Genomic DNA, 19,296 nt, shown 5'->3' with positions numbered 1-19,296 from the left:
CAATACGGACTGAAGGGCCACCCTGTTTACTTCACCAAAACCAGCCATATGAGGCAAGTTGCCGGAAAGTCAAATTAAGGCCTGATTTTAGCCTCCCCGGATTTCTTGCTTTCGTTTGGTGGGTTGGCCGTATCAAAAGCGGTGACGCTATAGGAATATGCAGCACCTTCCTTGGCGGTAGCATCCTCAAAGATAGTATACGGAACCTTGACGGTACCCACTTTCTCGTAGCCCTTGCCAGCATCCTTGCGATACACATTATATCCAGCCACGTCATCACCGCGTACACTTTCCCAAATCACCTTCACGCCTCCGGCGGTCTGGATCGCCTTCACAGACGTCGGAACAGACGGTGGCGTCTTATCGAGCACGGAAGCGGTCACGATTTCGCTCATTCCGCCCTCAAAAACATCCTTGCCGATCCGGGTCATGGACTGCACCTTGTACCGGTACTCCGTACCTTTTACAATTTCATCATCAACCCGGCTCGTATCTGAAGATGCCCGGCCCCAGGCGTTAAAATCTTCCTCGCCTGCACTCTTATAGAGTTGATACACGACATCCGCCTTGGCAGGGCTGCCGTCCTTGAGTTTTGTAGCAGGCTGCCAGCTCAAGCGAATATCTTTTCCGGCAGCTACCGCTGTCAGACCTGTCGGCGCAACCACAGGCTGCTGCCAGACAAAGGTTATGATATTTGAATCTGCCCCAGACGCCCACCAGTTATTCCTCGCCTGAACCTTGAAAAAATATTTGTGGTTATCTTTGAGCAGTCCCGCTTTGTAGGTAGCTGTACGCAGCTGCCCTTCCTCCTGTGTCATACCACCGGGAACCTCGATAGGCTCCCCGTAAGGCACAGGACAGGTGGGACAGTAATCATCAACCGCAATCTCGGCCCGATACAGATCGAACGACGAAATCGCGACAATATTGTCGCCGCTGATGGTTTCAACCGGGTACGTCCAGGTCAGTTCCACACCCCCGTCGTCAACGGTATAGCGTAAATCATTTATTGCTTCTGGCACCACGGTATCCGGTGGTACCGGCAAATTCTTATAACCACAACCTCCGGTAAACAGAAGAGCGGTTCCCAGGATCATAGTCCCCGCGAAACATGCTCCGCGTACAGATCTCATTTGGATATCCCCATTTGTTTTTCAGCATTTAGGACGGCCTCTTCAACCCGCTTCAGGCCGGTTCCGCCCGTCGAGATACGGCTATTTACCGAACCTTCGACACTCAGTACCTCAAAAACATCTTTTTCTATAACCGGTGAAAACTGCTGAAGCTCCTCTACCGTCAATTCATACAACTCACAGCCCTTATCCAGGCAGTAAGCTACGGAACGACCGACAATACCATGGGCCTCCCGGAAAGGAACGTCTTTTACCACCAGGTAATCGGCCAGATCCGTCGCGGTAATAAAACCGGTCCTGGTGGCCTCTTCCATTACCTTGGTGTTAAATTGCAGGTTCTCAAGCAGCTCGGCCATGATGGAGAGCGAAGCCGACACGGTATCAACGGTATCGAACACCGGCTCCTTATCTTCCTGCAAATCACGATTATACGTTAAAGGAAGTCCTTTTACCAGCGTAATAAGACTCATTAAACTGCCAACCACCCTGCCGGACTTGCCGCGAATCAGTTCCGGAATATCCGGATTCTTCTTCTGTGGCATGATTGATGAACCGGTACAAAACTTATCGGAGATATCGACAAAGGAGAACTCCTGGCTCGACCAGAGCACAAGCTCTTCCGACAAGCGGGACAGATGAAGCTGGATCATGGTGCAGCAACTGGTAAACTCGATGGCAAAATCCCTGTCACCGGACGTATCCATGGAGTTGGCGGTCACGCCGTCAAAGCCGAGGCTTTCGGCCACCTGCTCCCGGTCGATGGGCAAGCCGGTTCCGGCCATGGCTGCACAGCCGAGCGGAGAGAGGTTCAGACGTTTGCGGCAATCGAGCAGACGCTCCTTATCGCGCCCGAACATTTCAAAATAAGCGAGCATATGGTGGCTGATCTGTACCGGCTGGGCCCGCTGCAAATGCGTATAACCCGGCATGAAGTTGCCAAGGTATTTACGGCCCAGCAGGACAAACGAGCGACGCACATCATCGAGCAGGGCTGCAATGATATCGCACTGGTCGCGAAGATACATCTTAAAATCGAGGGCGATCTGATCGTTACGTGAACGGGCACTGTGCAGCTTGGCCCCTGCCGGTCCGATACGGTCCACCAGTGCCTTCTCGATATTCATGTGGATGTCTTCAAGTTCCCGCTTGAACTCAAAACTGCCCGCCTCAATCTCCTGCTCTATAGCGCTTAGCCCTTCAACAATGAGCGCCAGCTCCTCTGCGTTGAGTATGCCTCTGTCGGCCAGCATAGTGGCATGAGCCTTGGAACCGGCGATATCATACTTGTAAAGCCTGGAATCGTAATGAATGGAGGCGGAAAAAGCCTCGACGGAAGCGGCGGTGCCTTCGGCAAACCGTCCTCCCCAGAGCTTTTCGGAACCACTTTTTTTCTGCTCGCTCATGTTACTTACCCTGCAGGGCCTGGATCCGGAGCCGAAGCCCGTTCAAACGGATAAAGCCGGTAGCATCTCCCTGATCGTAGACATTGTCTTCCTCGAAGGTGGCAAAACTCTCCTGATAAAGGGACTGATCGGATTTACGGCCGACCGGAATGCAGTTCCCTTTGTAGAGTTTCATGCGTACTACACCATTGACGTTTTTCTGTGCTTCATCCATGGTGACCTGCAGCAACTCACGCTCAGGTGAGAACCAGAAGCCGTTGTAAATCAGCTCGGCATACTTGGGCACCAGGGAATCCCTGATTTTCATTACTTCCCGGTCCATGGTGATCGCTTCCAGCGCCAGGTGGGCCTCACGCAGCAGGGTTCCGCCAGGTGTCTCGTAAACACCGCGGGACTTCATGCCGACGAAACGGTTTTCCACCAGATCCAGACGACCGATACCATTTGCGCCGGCTATCTTGTTTAAGCGGGTGAACAGTTCCAGCGGCGGCAAATCTTCGCCATCGAGAGCGACGGGATCGCCGTTCTTAAAAGTCATCTCAAGGTAGGTCGGGGTATCCGGGGCATTCTCAGGAGAGACGGTCATCTGGAACATCGCCTCGTCCGGCTCAGTCCAGGGGTCCTCGAGGATCCCACCCTCATAGCTGATATGCAGCAGGTTCTCGTCACAGCTGTATGGCTTTTCTTTGGTGACCGGTATCGGGATGTTGTGTTTTTCGGCAAACTCCACCAGCCTGGTCCGGGAGGTGAGATCCCAGGTTCGCCAGGGGGCAATAATCTGCAGCTGCGGATCAAGCCCTATATAACCGAGCTCAAACCGGACCTGATCATTGCCCTTGCCGGTGGCACCATGGCTGACCGCATTGGCCCCTTCTTCTTTGGCGATACGGACCTGCTCTTTCGAGATGAGCGGGCGGGCAAGGGAAGTGCCGAGCAGGTACTTTCCCTCGTAGATCGCGTTTCCGCGAAAGGCGGGGAAGATATACTCCTCGACAAACTCTTTTTTGAGATCAGAGATGATTACTTTCTCAGCTCCGGTGGCCATCCCTTTTTTACGAACAGCATCCCAGTCCTCTTCCTGGCCGATATCGGCTGAATAAGCAATAACCGGGCAATCATACTCTTCGGCGAGCCACTTCAGGATTACCGAGGTATCAAGTCCCCCTGAATAGGCAAGTACTATCTTCTTAACATCCATCTTCTAAACCTCAATGCAACCCGCATCAGGCGAGTTGTAACTTTTTATACGTTCAGGCGTTACCCAAGCATCTGTTCGAGAATCGCCTTGTGAATATGCATCTTGTTCTCTGCCTGGTCGAAAACCACGCTCTGCTTCGACTCCAGCACTTCTTCGGTGATTTCCTCTTCCCGGTGCGCCGGCAGGCAGTGCATGACAATGGCATCCGCCGGGGCCTTGCTCATCAGCTCGCCATTCACCTGGTAAGGCCGGAAAATTTCTATCCGGCCTTCCGCCTCATCTTCCTGGCCCATGGAAGCCCAGACATCTGTATTGACGGCATCAGCACCGGCAACCGCTTCAGCAGGATCGCGGGTCACAACAATTGGTTTTTCAGCAATTTTGTCACTGGCAAAGAGTATCTCTGCGTCGGGGTCGTACCCTTCCGGGCAGGCCAGGGTCAGCTTAAAACCAAGTACAGCCGCCGCCTGAATCCAGGAGTTGGCCACATTATTACCATCACCAACCCAGGCGATGTGGAGATCCTCGATGCTGCCCTTCTTCTCGATCACCGTCATCACATCACTGAGCACCTGGCAGGGATGGTGCAAATCCGTCAGGGCGTTGATAACCGAAACATCAGAGTAAGCGGAGAGCTCATCGACCACATTCTGGCCAAAGGTACGCACAACCATGCCGTCCACATAACGGGCCATAACGCGGGCCATATCCTTTAACGGCTCCGAGCGGGCGAGCTGGGTATCTTTTGAGGAGAGAAAAATCACCTGACCACCCAGACCATACATGGCTGATTCAAACGAGACCCTGGTCCTGGTAGACGGTTTTTCGAAAATGAGGCTGACGGTCTTGCCCGCCAACTGCTGATGACGTTTTCCCTCTGCAGATTCCTTTTTCAGGACAATCGCCCGATCAATGAGTCCGAGGAGTTCTTCCTTGGTAAAATCCTGTAATGCTAACAAATGCTTCGGCATGCTTATAACCTCAAGACAACCCGGCAGGCGTTCCCCGCCGGTCGTTCACCTCCCCGCTTTTTCCCAAGACAGTCCATTTACTGGGGAGAAAAGAAGTATCATTACATAAAAACGTAGTGATTTGCAAAGCATTTTCACCGCTTTCCAGCCTCACCCGGTAATGATACTTCGGATTTTAAACCGGCAACCCTGCGAGGGTTTCATCCAGCGCCGCCACAAACCGGTCTATCTCCAGCTCCGTTACCACCAGGGGCGGGACGAACCGAAGCACAGTGCCACCGGCAAAATTCATGAGATAGCCCTTTTCAAACATCGTGTTCACGACACCCGTACCATGTTCGATACCGGCCTCGGTTAACACCAGGCCGAGTATCAGCCCCAGACCACGAACACCGGTTGCAACAGACGGATATTTGTCCGCCAGCCCCTGCAGTTTATCGCCGAAATAACGTCCCTTCTCCCGGACACCTGGGAGAAAGTCATCTTCCAGCATGATTTTCATAACACTGACAGCGGCAGCGGAGGCCACAGGATTGCCGCCAAATGTGGAGGCGTGAGTTCCCGGTACCAGGGCTGCTGCGATTTTTTCTGTGGTCAGCATGGCCCCGATAGGCAGCCCGTTTCCAAGCGCCTTGGCAACGGTCATGATATCCGGTACCAGGCCGAGCTGCTGGTAGGCAAAGAGTGTTCCGGTCCTTCCCATGCCGGTCTGAACCTCGTCAAAGATCAGCAGCAGACCGTACTTATCACAAAGGCCCCGGAGCCCCTGCAGGTACTCCTGCTCCAGTGGACGCACACCCCCCTCACCCTGCAAAGGCTCACACATGATGGCGCAGGTCGACTCCGTAATCATTGCCTCAAGTGCAGCAATATCACCGAAAGGTGCATAGGAAAAACCTGCCGGGAGCGGCTCAAACCCTGCGTGAAACTTGGGTTGCCCCGTAGCTGCCACGGTTGCCAGGGTCCGGCCATGAAAGGATCCGGCCAATGAGATGATGCCATATTTTCCTTCACCACTGGAGATACGGGCCAGCTTGATTGCCGCCTCGTTGACCTCGGCGCCACTGTTAGCCATAAAGACCTTGTCTGCAAAAGAGTTCGCCACCAGCATCTCTGCCAGTTCTGTCTGCGGTTTTGTATAGTAAAGGTTTGAAACATGCACGAGGGTTGAGGCCTGTGTACAGATCGCCTCGGTCACCGCAGGATGACAGTGTCCCAGGGCGCACACAGCGATACCGGAAAGAAAGTCCAGATACTCCCGCCCATCTGTATCTATGAGTTTACACCCCTCACCTTTTTCCATGGCCACCGGGTACCGTGCATAATTGCCGATAAAAACCCTGTTACCCCGTTGTTGCCAATTGTTATTTGTATTTTCCATCAGTATATCTCCGTCCCGACACCTTCCCGGGTAAACATCTCCAGCAGGATGGCATGCTCCATCCTGCCATCGACGATATATGTTTTCTTGACCCCTCTTTCAATCGCATCTTCACAGCAGCGCACCTTGGGAATCATTCCGCCAGCAATGGTCCCTGCCGTGATAAGGGTCTCCAGTTCTTCCTTTGGCAAATTGTTTATCAACTGGCCCGCCTTGTTCTTGACACCTTCCACATCGGTAAGCAGTATCAGTTTTTCAGCTGATAGCGCTCCGGCTATGGCGCCCGCCACAAGATCCGCATTAATATTGAAGGCCTGGCCGTCTTCTCCCACACCCACCGGGGCAATAACCGGAATGAAGTCTCCCTGGTAGAGGTTCTCCAGCACTCCGGCATTAATCTGGGTAACCTGGCCCACTCGGCCCAGGTCGATTAACTCCGGCGGCTTGTCCTGTAGATCCTTTTCTGAAGGGACGGCACTCACTTGCAATTTGCGTGCGCAAACCAGGTCGCCGTCACGACCGGAGAGGCCGACAGCTTTACCACCGCAATGGTTAATCAGCCCCACAATCTCCTTATTGACTTTACCGACCAGCACCATTTCCACCACGTCCATGGTTTCCCCGTCGGTTACGCGCATGCCCTGCACATAACTTGGTTTTATATTAAGACGATCCAGAAAGAGGTTGATCTGCGGGCCACCGCCATGAACGATAACCGGATTGATGCCTATTTGCTTGAGCAACACCACATCAAGGGCAAACTGTCTTTTCAGGTTGGCATCAACCATGGCGTGTCCGCCATATTTAATGACCACTGTTTTATGACGGAACTCCTGCATATATGGTAAGGACTCAACCAGCACCTTTGCCCTTTCAACGCTCTCTTTCATTTTATTCACCTGCACGTTCATCCTTTTTGCCCACTGGAAGGCATGATAAATATAGAAGGTATCCCCTCCCTGACTGAAGACACCGGTGGCGGTAGCAGGTCAACTCCTGCAGCAAAAAAAGAAATGCCGGGAAATATCGGATTCAGACTCAGGGAACACATCAATTGAACTGTAAACCACACATTCTACTTATTTGTTCATTTTTAGTAAAGCATTCTCTCGGGTACTTCAGGCACCCCAAAATGGTCTCAAAAACACGATAATGAGCTACCTGTAACAGAATTTTGCCCTGATTCTCCCCTCAGGGTGCACCCCTTTTATCGGGGTGGATTCATATCTGCCATCTTTTACCTTGCTTCCCTTCTCATATGTTCCTATTTTTGCTCCATGCCCGTGCCCATACAACAATCAGGGCAGCAACCCATAACATGCTGGATTTGTGTGTAAGTTTAAAAGAAACATCTCCAGACAACTGCTATGCTTTACTTTTCACAACCTATAAGCTACCATAGGCTCGTTATTTGCATAAGGCAGTTTTTTTTGTTTAATTGATGGAGATATGCGATGAAGACCACGACATCACCCATTTTCAATTTCCTGATATTGTTTTTAGCTACAGTACTCTTTCTCGGTCAGCCGGTATTCGCTGAAGACGATCCCATAACCGTTGAAGCGGACCACATGTCGTCCACCGAAAAGACCAATTCTGTCCTGTTTACCGGTGACGTGGATGCTCGCCAGGGTGATGTTCGTATACGATCGGATGAGATGACCGTTTACTACTCCCCAAAAGGTAAAGACAGTGATGGTGCGAGTATCAAGCAAAAAGTCGAAAAGATGATAAATCTCGGCAACGTAGAGATCACCAGGGGAAAATGGCTCGGAACCTCTAAGAAGTCGATATACCTTGCCAAGGAGAGACAGTTTATCCTCACCGGGGATGCCAAGGCCTGGGAGAACCAGAACATGATAAGCGGTGAGAAAATCATCTATTATCTTGACGAAGAAAGGTCTGAGGTCATCGGCGGAAGACCTGGTGTTACCATCGGTGACAAGGATAAAGGTACGGCAAAGCCGGGCAGGGTCAACATGACCATTTTGCAGAACTGACAGAAAGAGACGAATCAACACAATGGCATTACTCGAAACGAGAAACATCGTAAAACGGTACGGCAGCCGTACCGTGGTTGACGGTGTCAGCCTGCAGGTCAATACCGGTGTGGTAGTCGGTCTGCTGGGGCCAAACGGGGCCGGTAAAACCACTTCATTTTATTCCATTGCGGGGTTTATCCGCCCCAATGAGGGCAATGTGCTGCTCGAAGGTGAGGTCATTACCAACCTGCCCATCCATAAACGGGCCCTGAAAGGAATTTCCTATCTGGCGCAGGAACCTTCCGTTTTCAAGAAACTGACTGTCGAGGAAAATGTGCGCATCATCCTCGAACCACTCGGTCTCACCAAAAACGAGATTAACAACCGGATAGACGAACTGATGACCACCCTGAATATCGAATACCTGCGCAACAACCTCGGACACGCCCTGTCCGGCGGCGAGCGGCGAAGGGTGGAAATCATGCGATCACTTGCCACCCGCCCGCAGTTTATCCTGCTCGATGAACCCTTTGCCGGCATTGATCCACTGGCGGTGGGTGAATTACAGAAACTTATCTATAGTCTTAAGGATCTTGGTCTCGGAGTGCTCATCTCTGACCATAACGTACGGGAAACACTCCAGGTATGTGACTTTGCCTATATCATGAACGCCGGAAGAATATTAACAAGCGGCGTTGCAGATGATATAATCGAAAGCGAAGTAGCACGTAAGATGTACCTTGGCGAAAACTTCTCCATGTAAAACGATAAATTATGGCACTGGAACTCAGACAACAACTGAAGCTGGCACAGAAACTGGTGATGACACCACAGTTGCGCCAGGCCATAAAGCTGTTGCAACTTAACCGCCTAGAACTCTCCGGCGCCCTCCAGGCTGAGATAGAACAGAATCCGGCCCTGGAAGAAGATCTCTCTGCAGCGGAACGGGCCGAACTCCCCCCGGAATTAAGTGCATCGATTGAGAGTACGGAACCCAAGAAAGAGCAGGATGTTACCGAACAGGTATCGATCGGCGAGACGCTTGATCAGGTAAACTGGGAAGATTACGCTAATAATTTTGATTCCAACTTCTCCTTTGCCCACGAGACACCTGCTGCAGATGCCCCCTCGCAGTTCGATTTCATATCGGAACAACCCGGCCTGCTGGCCTATCTGCAATGGCAGCTCGCCCATCGTGAACTTGATGAAAAAGAAAAACAGATTGCCCTCTATATCGCTGCCAACCTGAACCGGTACGGATTCCTGGTGGTGACCACCGAGGAGATTATCAAGGCAAACGAAAGCGACACGGACGAAGTGGAATATGTTCTTGAAATAATGCAGGAACTCGATCCACCAGGTATCGCGGCACGGGATGTCTCTGAGTCACTTTATCTACAACTTGAACGAATGGGTAAAGAAAACAGTCTGGCAGCCATTATCGTCAGGGATCACCTGTCGCTGCTGGAAGTAAAAAACTACAAGGAGTTGATGCGGGCTACCGGTAAGAAAAAGAATGAAATTATCCGGGCCATCGACTTCATCACCTCCGAGCTGACCCCCTTCCCCGGGCTTCCCTACGCCACCGACACCACCAACTACATTGTGCCGGATGTCTATGTGCATAAGGTGGACGGGGAATACATTATTCGCTTAAACGACGACGACGTTCCCAACCTGAAGCTTTCCTCTGAGTATGTGGAAATGCTGCAGAACAAGGATAAGAAATTACAAAAAGAGTCCCGCAGTTACGTCACCGAAAAGGTCAAGAGTGCGGAGTGGTTTATTCGCTCGCTGTACCAGCGTCAGCGCACCATCTACAAGGTGATGGAATCGATCCTGAAATTCCAGATGGATTTTTTCGAACGCGGTCCTGCCTACCTGAAACCGTTGATCCTGCGTGATGTGGCAGAAGACATCGAGATGCACGAGTCGACTATCAGCCGGGTGACCTCCAATAAATATACCCATACCCCGCAGGGTATTTACGAATTAAAATACTTCTTTTCCACTGCCATCCCAAGGGAAGGTGGCGAAGCACTGGCCTCCGAGTCGATCAAGACCCGGATACGCAAGATGATCCAGGATGAGGATAAAACCAAGCCTCTTAGTGACAGCGCCATCTCCAATAAACTTGCAGAAACCAATATCAAGATCGCCCGCCGGACTGTCGCCAAATATCGTGAACAGATGAAGATACTGCCGGTAAAACATCGCAGGCAGTCAAAATAGGGCAGCACAATGAGCCTGCTTGAACGCGTCTACTCGTTTCACCAGGACATACTCAACAACCGGTATCCCAATGCCACCAACCTGACCGAACAGTTTGAGGTCTCACTCGCTACAGCCCGCAGGGATATTGCCTATCTTCGCGACAGACTGCTGGCCCCGCTTGAATTCGATCAGCTAAAAAACGGTTTTTACTATACCGAACAAGGCTTTTCCCTGCCCTTTACCCAGAGCCCTAAAGTCTTTTTCCTGCTCGGCATGATCCATAAACTTGCCGAAGAGGCTGGTTTAAAAGATCTGGATGAAGTACGGCAACTCGAAGAAAAACTCTCCACCCTGCTCTCTGCCGATTACCAGGATCTAAAAGAAGGACTCTACTGTGAGTGGGTTGAGATCGAATCGATCAATACCGGCATCTTCGGCAAGATTGTAGATGCCCTGTTGAATCACAGGGCAGTATCCCTCCACTACACCTCAGCCTCTTCCGATGCCAGTGTACGAGTGGTTGAGCCGCAACGATTATGCAACTATCAGGGACGATGGTATCTGCTGGCGCAATGCCGTCTGCGGAACGATCTGCGCATGTTTCACCTGGCCAGGATCGGGGAAGCGGAAGTGACGGATGAGAAGATATCACGATTACCGAACCTTAATGAAACATATCTGCAACAATCGTTTGGTATATTCAAGGGTTCGAAGACCTACACAGCAGAAATCCTGTTTACCGGGACAGCCGCCGAACTGGTGAAACACCAGCACTGGCACACCGGCCAGGAGATTGAACCGTGCGATGAGGGAATCATCCTCCGTCTGCCTGTCAGCGATGATCGTGAAATTATGATGAAAATCCTGCAGTACGGCGGTATGGCGCGGGTTTTGGGCCCCGAACGGCTCAAAGAGAGAATCTTACAGGAAATATCGGCAATGACCAGCCAATACACTTAAATACTACTCCCCACTCTCATGAAACAAATACTCAGGCGATTGTGCCCTTCACGAACAAAAGGTTACCTGCTGGCAGCCGGTTGTCTGCTGCTACTCAGCTCCTGCTCCGCCCTGCTTAGCACCACCTTTATCGAACCCACCGTCGCCAACCTGCAGAAACAGGCAGATCTGGAGCTGGTGTGCGAGGGTTCCCCCTCCTACCTGCTGATGATCGACTCCATGATTGCCTCCGATCCAAAAAGCAAGTCGTTGCTTATAGCCGGGTCACAGGCCTATAGCGGCTATATTGGTGCCATGGGGGAGTGTGGCTATCCGAAAGAGCGCATTCAAACAGTATCCAAGAAGGCAAACGAATACGGTGCAGCGCTGCTCGCCCGAACCATCCATCTTCAGAAGGTAACCGGAATAGATCAGCTGGAAGACAGGTTGTCGCAACTTAACCGTTCCGATGTTCCGCCCTTGTTCTGGGGAGCTCTGGCTGTGCTAAACTGGATTCAACAGCAACAGGGAGCGCCTGCGGCAATGGCCGAACTCGTTACGGTGGAAAAGGTCATGGCCAGGCTGCTCGAACTCGACGAGACCTACCAGGCTGGAGCCCCCCACCTCTTTTTCGGTGGTTATTACGCAACCCGTCCCCCGATGTTCGGCGGTGACCCCGATAAAAGCCGGGAACATTTTGAAAAGGCCCTGGCTATATCCGGGCGGCAATTCCTGCTCATCCAGGTCACCTATGCAGAGACACTCGCCCGGCAACTATTCGATAAGAAGTTGCACGACGCTTTACTGAGGGAGGTTCTCGACTTTTCATTACAGTCTGCACCCGAGTACAACCTCAGCAACCAGATCGCCAAAAGAAAAGCTAAACGATTGCTTGAAGATGATTATTTTAGTGAATAACAAACACCAAATAAACATATAATTTCCGGAGAGAATCATGCGGTTTCCCCTATTACTATTAACCATACTTGCCCTTAGCTTTTTTCTGGTAACCGGGCAGGCAACGGCCAAGCCGAAACACACATTCAAGATCGCCAGCTTGGCACCCGATGGTTCCGTCTGGGTTACCAAGTTCAAGGAATTCGCCGACGAGGTGACGGAGAAGACGGGTGGTGAAGTCGGTTTCAGGATCTATCCCGGCGGTGTCATGGGTGACGATGTGTCCATGTACCGCAAGATGAGGGTGGGCCAGTTACACGGAGGCGGTTTCACCATGACCGGTATTGCCACCATTGTTCCGGATTTCCGGGTCATGGCGATTCCTTTCCTGCTGAAATCCTATGAGGAGGTCGATGTTGTCAAGGAAGGTCTGATACCACTCTGGCATAAGGAGTTTGCCGATAAAGGTATGGAAATGGTCGCCCTGACCGAGGTCGGCTTTATCTACACCATGTCCACCAACCCCATAGCCACCACGACTGAATTGCAAAAGTCTACAAGCTGGGTTCCTACAGGTGACCCACTATCCGCCACATTCATGACAAGCATTGGCATAAACCCGGTACAGCTGAGCATTCCCGATGTACTGTCCTCTTTGCAGACAGGTCTTGTAGATACCGTCTACAATTCATTGTACGGCTCCATCGTCATGCAATGGTTCACCAAGGCGCGCTACATAACGGACACTCCGTTTGGTTATGCCTACGGAGTATTCCTGCTCGATAAGAAAAAATTCAATAAACTAACAAAAGAGCAGCAAAATATCCTGCAAACCGCCGCGGACCATCACTTTGCAGACCTGTTGAACGAAACGCGCAAATCAAATATCGAATCGCGCAAGGTACTCCAGGATCACGGTGTCACCTTTGTGGTGGCCGAAGAGAAATCCATGATCGAGCTAGAAAAATACCGAGAAAAAACGATCCCACAAATGGTTGGGGATTCCTTTTCAAAAGAGATCTATGAGGCACTCGATTCGATCCTGCAAAAATACCGTGCAGAAAAAACCTCCTCATAACAACGCTGAGGGGAAATCCCTAATGCAGCGTCTTCTTGCGCTCAGCGACAAGGCGGAAACAACAATGCTCTGCCTGCTCCTGGTCGCGATGATCGGCCTTGCCTGTCTCCAGATCGTGCTGAGAACCTTTTTCTCAAGTGGACTGTTATGGGCCGATCCCCTGCTGCGCTACCTGGTACTATGGAGCGGACTGCTCGGGGCGGTACTGGCCACCTCACGTGGCAAGCATATCGCCCTGGACCTGGCCGGCTACCTTATTCCGGATCGGTTGCTGCCTGTGGTCTCATTCGCAGCAAACCTGTTCTCAGTCGTTGTTGCCGGGATGCTCACCTGGGCCTCCGTGCTCTTTCTGCAAAGCGAGATAGAATTTGGTTCCCCCGGCCTGTTCAACCTGCCGAGCTGGTTATGGAACTCGATTTTCCCCCTGGCATTCGCCCTGATAACTCTTCGTTACCTGGGCCTCTTTACTGGCTCCGGAATCGCACTCCTGCAATCATCATCCCCTTCGAACGGAGCCGGTAACGAATGAACATCATCAAAGGGCTCACACTGGTCCTGGCGCTACTCGGGGCTCCTCTCTTTCTTGTTATCTCGGCTCTTGCGCTGATAGGCTTTTTAAGTGCTGAAATTGATATCTCGGTGGTCATTATCGAGATGACGCGACTGGCGGAGACACCGCTGCTTATCTCCTTACCGCTTTTTATTTTTGCGGGGACCCTGTTGTCGGAGAGCCGTGCGCCCGAACGTATCCTTCAGCTCTCTCGCTTTTTCCTGGGCTGGCTTCCCGGAGGGCTGGCGGTGGTTTCACTTGGCGTCTGTGCCGTCTTTACCGCCTTTACCGGGGCCTCTGGCGTCACCATTTTCGCGCTTGGTGGATTACTGCTTCCGGCGCTTTTGAAAGACGGCTATTCCGACCGCTTCTCCATGGGGCTTATCACCTCGTCGGGCAGCCTGGGCCTGTTGTTTCCTCCCAGCCTGCCAATCATTCTCTACGGTGTTATCTCCGAGACACGTATCGACCACCTCTTCCTGGCCGGAATCCTGCCAGGAGTGGTAATGCTGGTCCTGTTGATGCTCTATTCCGTTCGTCAGGGAGGAAGATCCAGAGCGAAAAGGCAACATGTTTCCTTTCAAGACGGAGTCCGGGCATTAAAAGATGCGGCCTGGGAAATTCCCCTGCCTGTTATTATCCTTGGTGGAATCTACGGCGGCTTCTTTGTTGCCGGGGAGGCGGCCGCCGTTACAAGTCTTTACGTATTGATCGTTGAGGTCTTTATCTACAGGGATGTCGAACTGAAGAAACTGCCGGAGATAATGGTCAAGTCGATGATGCTCTTCGGCGGCATCCTGGTCATTCTCGGAGCCTCAATGGCTTCCACCAACTACCTGATCGACCAGGAAGTGCCGGTGCGGATTTTCGAGTTTATCCGCACCTACATCGACAGCAAATACACCTTCCTGCTACTGCTCAATGTCTTCCTGTTGATTGTCGGCGCGATGCTCGATATTTTTTCAGCACTGGTGCTGATCGTGCCGCTTATCCTGCCTATTGCTGAGGGATACGGTGTCGACCCGATCCACCTGGGCATCATCTTCCTGACCAATCTGCAGATAGGATACTGCACCCCGCCGGTCGGCCTGAACCTGTTTCTTGCATCCTATAAATTTGAACGACCGATTGTGGAACTCTACCGGGCGACACTCCCCTTTCTGGGGTTGCTCTTCATCACCCTCATGATTATTACCTACATCCCCTGGCTCAGCAATGTACTGATAAAGCTTATCGGTTAACTACTCGCCGAGTACCCCAACATAGGGAAGATTGCGGTATTGCTGGGCGAAATCGAGACCGTAACCAACAACAAACTCGTTGGGGATATCCATCCCACAGAAATCAACGGTCACATCGGCGGTGCGGCACTCAGGTTTATTCAGGAAGGTGCAGACCTTGAGTGAGTTCGGGTTCCTGTTGTTCATCATCCGGATCACCTTGCTGAAGGTTTTGCCGGTATCGACAATATCTTCCACCAGCAGGACATCACGTCCCTCAATGGAGGTGTCCAGATCCATAATTATTTTTACGTCGCCGCTACTGATTGTACCGTCGCCGTAACTGGATACGGTCATAAAATCGACGCAGAGCGGCAACTCGATACACCGGACGAGGTCCGCCATGAAGATAAACGATCCCCTCAGTAAACCGACCACCAGTAATTCCTGATCGATACCAGTATAATGTTCAGTAACCTCTTTTCCAAGTCGGCTCACCGTCTGCTGGATCTGCTCTTCGGAAATGAGTTTTTTTGTGATTTTACTGTCAAACATGGTTCCTCCATAACCCTAATTTCAGGCAGTGTCTGGAACACCGCCCATTCATCAGGCCTGTCTACCATGAATAACCTTTTTTGCAACCACCTTTGATACCCTGGTCAAGTGGCTGGTCAGGAGGAAAGCACTGCCCTGGCAAAGACAACATAACGCTGCTCGGTGGAGGGCCGGACACCTTCAAACGGGTAACAGGTGACCATGGTCAGCCAGGGGGTTTCAGGCTGCTCGAGATAGAGGCCGGACCGCTCGTGAACACTGCCTGAGGTAACCCGGAACACGTACACCTTGCCGGTTACAGCCTGCAAACTTATACGATCCCCCGGTACGAGATCCTGTAAAAAAGTGAAGCTTGTGTCACGGTGTCCGGCCAGAATGCAATTGCCGTCCTGGCCGGGTCGTGCCCCGGCGGCCACCCTGCCGGGACCAAAAGCAAGGGCCTCGCCGCTGTCGCCTTCCAGGACTATATGGTCCACTCCCAGTCTGTCGACACGTAACCGGGCAACCGGCCAGCTGTCTGCCCACGGCCATGCTTTAACGGAAGCACCGGTCCGAATGGTCTCCTGCCAGGCATTCTGTAAGAGTTTCTGGGCCAGGACCTCCTTAAGGCGGAGCCACATGCCGTCACAGACCAGGAAAATTCCGGTGGCGAGCGTCAGGTAAACGGTGATTTTCAGGAAAGCCTGTCCCATCTCCGCCCCCTGCAACAATAAGCAAGAAAGGCCAAGCCCATCAGGGCAAACCCCACAATAATGAGCAATGTGGAAGGTGTGGCGGTACGCGCCCCGCCCCCAAACACCGCATCCATCTGGAGGCCACGCGGAACTGGAGTCGGAACAGCATGGGTCTTCGCCAGCTTGTCTGCCGGCCTGCTCACCTCATTGTCCACGGCAACAAGGCTGGTGTAGCGGCTCACCAGACGATGGTGAAGTGCTGTGGCGACAACTTCCTGCCGGATCATTTCCCCATCAGCACCAAGAGCCAGGTTTTCCATCAGGTTGCGGATTTTCTTACGTCCCCAGAGGGCCGCCACCCCGGGTCGAGAACCGGAAGTGGAAATATCCGCCCGGATCTCGACCTCCCGGCCGCCAGCCTTACCGGATATAATGAGAGAGTCCTCCTCCTGACTGCCTCGCAGGGCCAGTATCAGGGGCTCCCCATGATAGAGGTCAGGGACCGGATTCGGATACAGTTCCATGCTGCCGCTGTTCTCTTCTTTTTTTACCCGGATATCAGTAAAGGAAGGATAACGGAGTTTTCGCAACAAAGTATCCATTTTATTTCGGACCTCACCGACATCCCCGATATAGGTGAAGCTGCCCCGCCCCATGGTTGCTGCCCGGGTCATAAAATAATCGTTGGGTGCCGAGCCTATTCCCACCGTGAAAAGCCTCGAGTCACCGAGTCGTTCACGAACAAGCCCCAAAAGAGCCTGCTCATTCCCTACGGCCCCGTCAGTCAGGAACACCACCTGGCGGATAAAAGCAGGGTGTTCCTCCCCGGTCAGGGCCAAACTCAGGGCGCTGTACATCTCGGTGCCACCACCAGCCTGCAAACCAGCTAGATAGGCCTTTGCCTCTCCCAGGTTTGTGGCTGTAGCCATTCTCGAAGAATCGAACATGGCGTGGGCGCTGGAGCTGAAACTGATAATATTGAACCTGTCCTGCGGCCGGAGACCGCCAAGCCCCCTGCCCAACGCCTCCTTCGCCTGAACAATTGATCTCCCGGCCATAGACCCGGAAACATCAAGCACAAACACGACTTCACGCGGACCTTCCTGCACCTGCATCTCGTGCGGCGGCATAAGCATAAGTAACAGATACCGCTCACTCCCCAATTCCTCATGAAACAGCGCTGCAGCCACCTTGCTGTTTTGCGGCACCCACTCGAGAACAAAATCCCGGTCTGCCGCGATACTGCCCTGGGCCGTAAGCCTATAATGATTTTCGCCCTGCTCCTCCTTTTGAACCTGATGATACATACTCTCGAGACGAGCCAGGGGAAACCCTGCTGCAATATCCACAGTCAGGTTCACCGGAGGCTGGCCCGAATTTTCAAATTGTACCTGCCGGGGGGTAATATCCGAAGCATCCGGAACCTGATCTGTATTTCGGGCCCAACCCGAACTGTCAAAAGAGACCTTTCGGGTAACAGCACCTTCATTGGCCGGAAGTACTGTTCCAGGGATATAGCGGGGGGTAATAGCGAGCGGAAAACGCAGGGAAAACACATTTCCCTCAAACCGTGCAACTTGTTGATATTCCATGATCAGAACGATTTTTTCACCCGGCCCGATATTGGCGACCCTGGTGGTAAACATATTAGGCCTGTTCTGGCTGAGAAGGGAGGTCTTCCGCCCCTCACTGGCTGCTTTTTTATATATCGCCTCCGCTTCTTCCTTCTCTTTTATTACACCAGTAATCTCCCGCTCGCCGATCTTCATCTTCAACCGGTCGACCGCCGATTCGTGAGGGAGCGGAAAGACATAGATGCCGTTTACCCAATCGTCACCACGATTGACGAATTCCTGAACCACCTTCACCCTGGCACCGATACCGGTAATGGTGATGTTTACATCCTGCCTAAGCATAACGGCGGGGACCGGCTGTCCTGTTTTATCCGGTAGCAGCAGCTCCCCCCGGGTAAACTCCCCCATGTCCCTGTCGGCCTGTTCCGGGTTGTGCACGGACGCCCGCACCATACCGGCCAGGAGAAGAATAATCAGTATTGCAACGGGGTAGAGCAACAGCATCATGTTGCCCGGATCAAGTGATACCCGTCTTCGCTTTTTTTCCTGAGTATCCGTAACCGGTTTTACTGCGGGTGCTCCTTTCATTTCTATCTCCTGAATTAACTTTGTTACGCCAAATAGGTTTTCTGATGTAAACGAGTAAACACCATGAAAGTGACCATCCACTGAACCGATTGTGACTTCGCAAAGAGAAATAATGACCGATTGTGACTTCAGTCAGGAACCTCTGGCTAAAACAGGACTATTTGGGTAGTCTCAAAAAAGGATTACATGAAAGAAACAGTCCATACACCTTGGACGAACACAATAGAGCAAGATATCGAAATGAGCTACACAATAGCACTGGTGGAAGATGACCAAATGCTCCGGGCCAATTATTCGCAGGCGCTCGAGAGGGAAGGATACAATGTCGTCAGCTATGCCAACCGGCCGGAAGCGGCAATAGCCTTCACGCAAAAACTTCCTGATATGGCCATCCTGGACATTATGTTGCTCGACGAAAAAGAGGGAGGTTTTGAACTATGCCGCCAGTTGCGGCAACTCTCTCCCACTATCCCCATCATCTTCCTGACCGCCAGGGATTCAGATCTTGACCGGGTTTCCGGGCTGAGATTAGGGGCCTGGGATTACCTGACCAAAAACACAACAACGCTTGACTTCCTGCCAGTACGCATATCTTCACTGTTTAAGATGGTTGAATCACTTCAGGGGACTCCGAACATGCAGGAGCAGGTACTCTCAAGTGGGGAACTCAGCATCAACGAAGAACGCAAACAGGTTTTCTGGAAAGAGAAACAGCTCAAGCTGACCTTGACCGAATACTGGCTGCTGCTGGCCCTGGCCCGTAGACCAGGTCATGTTAAATCCCATGAGCAGCTCATGGAGTCGGCCAATGTGGTCGTGACCAACAATGCGATAACCGCCCATATCCGCAGGATTCGGGATAAATTCCTTGAGCTCGATCCGGAATTCGATTCCATCCGTACCGAGTACGGCATGGGATATCGATGGCAGGCATAAGGT

19 protein-coding genes are annotated in these 19,296 nt (G+C 52.1%); 10 read left to right on the top strand and 9 right to left on the bottom strand.

Annotated elements, in window-relative coordinates; genetic code table 11:
• Positions 1 to 74: 74 nt before the first annotated feature.
• The 6 genes from GA520_RS24210 to argB all read right to left on the bottom strand — a co-directional run bounded on the left by GA520_RS24210 (position 75) and on the right by argB (position 6,976).
• Entirely contained in the window at positions 75 to 1,133 is a 1,059-nt protein-coding gene (locus GA520_RS24210; protein WP_163335984.1) for a fibronectin type III domain-containing protein, read from the bottom strand.
• Positions 1,130 to 2,536, bottom strand: coding sequence for an argininosuccinate lyase (argH, locus tag GA520_RS24205; RefSeq protein ID WP_163335983.1), 1,407 nt, complete (start codon positions 2,534 to 2,536; stop codon positions 1,130 to 1,132). Before argH ends, GA520_RS24210 begins: the two co-directional genes overlap by 4 nt.
• A gap of 1 nt (position 2,537) precedes the next feature.
• Positions 2,538 to 3,734: an argininosuccinate synthase gene (locus tag GA520_RS24200; protein WP_163335982.1), complete on the bottom strand. Its 1,197-nt coding sequence runs from the start codon at positions 3,732 to 3,734 to the stop codon at positions 2,538 to 2,540.
• Positions 3,735 to 3,793: 59 nt separating this feature from the next.
• On the bottom strand, positions 3,794 to 4,705 hold the full coding sequence (gene argF / locus GA520_RS24195) for an ornithine carbamoyltransferase (RefSeq protein ID WP_163335981.1): 912 nt from the start codon (positions 4,703 to 4,705) through the stop codon (positions 3,794 to 3,796).
• Positions 4,706 to 4,880: 175 nt separating this feature from the next.
• Positions 4,881 to 6,086 carry an aspartate aminotransferase family protein gene (locus tag GA520_RS24190; RefSeq protein WP_163335980.1) on the bottom strand — a complete coding sequence of 402 codons (1,206 nt, stop codon included), beginning with the start codon at positions 6,084 to 6,086 and terminating at the stop codon, positions 4,881 to 4,883.
• On the bottom strand, positions 6,086 to 6,976 hold the full coding sequence (argB, locus tag GA520_RS24185) for an acetylglutamate kinase (protein WP_163335979.1): 891 nt from the start codon (positions 6,974 to 6,976) through the stop codon (positions 6,086 to 6,088). Before argB ends, GA520_RS24190 begins: the two co-directional genes overlap by 1 nt.
• Positions 6,977 to 7,018: 42 nt before the next feature.
• Here argB and GA520_RS24180 point away from each other — a divergent pair, with 42 nt between their 5' ends.
• The 9 genes from GA520_RS24180 to GA520_RS24140 all read left to right on the top strand — a co-directional run bounded on the left by GA520_RS24180 (position 7,019) and on the right by GA520_RS24140 (position 14,987).
• Positions 7,019 to 7,144 (top strand): hypothetical protein, encoded by a 126-nt coding sequence (locus tag GA520_RS24180; protein ID WP_255494305.1) that lies wholly within the window; start codon positions 7,019 to 7,021, stop codon positions 7,142 to 7,144.
• 396 nt (positions 7,145 to 7,540) lie between these two features.
• Entirely contained in the window at positions 7,541 to 8,086 is a 546-nt protein-coding gene (gene lptA, locus GA520_RS24175) for a lipopolysaccharide transport periplasmic protein LptA (RefSeq protein ID WP_163335978.1), read from the top strand.
• A 22-nt stretch (positions 8,087 to 8,108) separates the two neighbouring features.
• Positions 8,109 to 8,831: an LPS export ABC transporter ATP-binding protein gene (gene lptB, locus GA520_RS24170; RefSeq protein ID WP_163335977.1), complete on the top strand. Its 723-nt coding sequence runs from the start codon at positions 8,109 to 8,111 to the stop codon at positions 8,829 to 8,831.
• Positions 8,832 to 8,842: 11 nt separating this feature from the next.
• Complete coding sequence (gene rpoN, locus GA520_RS24165) at positions 8,843 to 10,300, top strand: RNA polymerase factor sigma-54 (RefSeq protein ID WP_163335976.1); 1,458 nt, start codon at positions 8,843 to 8,845, stop codon at positions 10,298 to 10,300.
• Between the two features lie 9 nt (positions 10,301 to 10,309).
• Positions 10,310 to 11,242 (top strand): YafY family protein, encoded by a 933-nt coding sequence (locus GA520_RS24160; protein WP_163335975.1) that lies wholly within the window; start codon positions 10,310 to 10,312, stop codon positions 11,240 to 11,242.
• Between the two features lie 18 nt (positions 11,243 to 11,260).
• Positions 11,261 to 12,139 carry a TRAP transporter TatT component family protein gene (locus GA520_RS24155; RefSeq protein WP_163335974.1) on the top strand — a complete coding sequence of 293 codons (879 nt, stop codon included), beginning with the start codon at positions 11,261 to 11,263 and terminating at the stop codon, positions 12,137 to 12,139.
• 37 nt (positions 12,140 to 12,176) lie between these two features.
• Entirely contained in the window at positions 12,177 to 13,196 is a 1,020-nt protein-coding gene (gene dctP, locus GA520_RS24150; RefSeq protein ID WP_163335973.1) for a TRAP transporter substrate-binding protein DctP, read from the top strand.
• A 22-nt stretch (positions 13,197 to 13,218) separates the two neighbouring features.
• Positions 13,219 to 13,725 carry a TRAP transporter small permease gene (locus tag GA520_RS24145; RefSeq protein ID WP_163335972.1) on the top strand — a complete coding sequence of 169 codons (507 nt, stop codon included), beginning with the start codon at positions 13,219 to 13,221 and terminating at the stop codon, positions 13,723 to 13,725.
• On the top strand, positions 13,722 to 14,987 hold the full coding sequence (locus GA520_RS24140) for a TRAP transporter large permease (RefSeq protein WP_163335971.1): 1,266 nt from the start codon (positions 13,722 to 13,724) through the stop codon (positions 14,985 to 14,987). Before GA520_RS24145 ends, GA520_RS24140 begins: the two co-directional genes overlap by 4 nt.
• On the opposite strand, the gene hpt is transcribed toward GA520_RS24140, so the two are convergent.
• The 3 genes from hpt to GA520_RS24125 all read right to left on the bottom strand — a co-directional run bounded on the left by hpt (position 14,988) and on the right by GA520_RS24125 (position 18,357).
• Positions 14,988 to 15,521: a hypoxanthine phosphoribosyltransferase gene (gene hpt / locus GA520_RS24135; RefSeq protein WP_163335970.1), complete on the bottom strand. Its 534-nt coding sequence runs from the start codon at positions 15,519 to 15,521 to the stop codon at positions 14,988 to 14,990. It abuts the gene before it with no gap.
• A 116-nt stretch (positions 15,522 to 15,637) separates the two neighbouring features.
• Positions 15,638 to 16,213, bottom strand: coding sequence for a class GN sortase (locus GA520_RS24130; RefSeq protein WP_163335969.1), 576 nt, complete (start codon positions 16,211 to 16,213; stop codon positions 15,638 to 15,640).
• Positions 16,195 to 18,357, bottom strand: coding sequence for a marine proteobacterial sortase target protein (locus GA520_RS24125; protein WP_163335968.1), 2,163 nt, complete (start codon positions 18,355 to 18,357; stop codon positions 16,195 to 16,197). The genes GA520_RS24130 and GA520_RS24125 overlap by 19 nt, the downstream gene beginning before the upstream one ends.
• A 240-nt stretch (positions 18,358 to 18,597) precedes the next feature.
• Between GA520_RS24125 and GA520_RS24120 the strand changes: the two genes are divergently transcribed.
• Positions 18,598 to 19,293, top strand: a complete 696-nt coding sequence (locus tag GA520_RS24120; RefSeq protein WP_163335967.1) for a response regulator — start codon at positions 18,598 to 18,600, stop codon at positions 19,291 to 19,293.
• Positions 19,294 to 19,296: the final 3 nt, after the last annotated feature.

The sequence above is a fragment of the Desulfopila sp. IMCC35008 genome, assembly GCF_010646885.2.
GTDB lineage: Bacteria > Desulfobacterota > Desulfobulbia > Desulfobulbales > Desulfocapsaceae > Desulfopila.
Note: the sequence above shows the minus strand (reverse complement) of the source record. Positions and strands in the feature narration are given on the sequence as shown.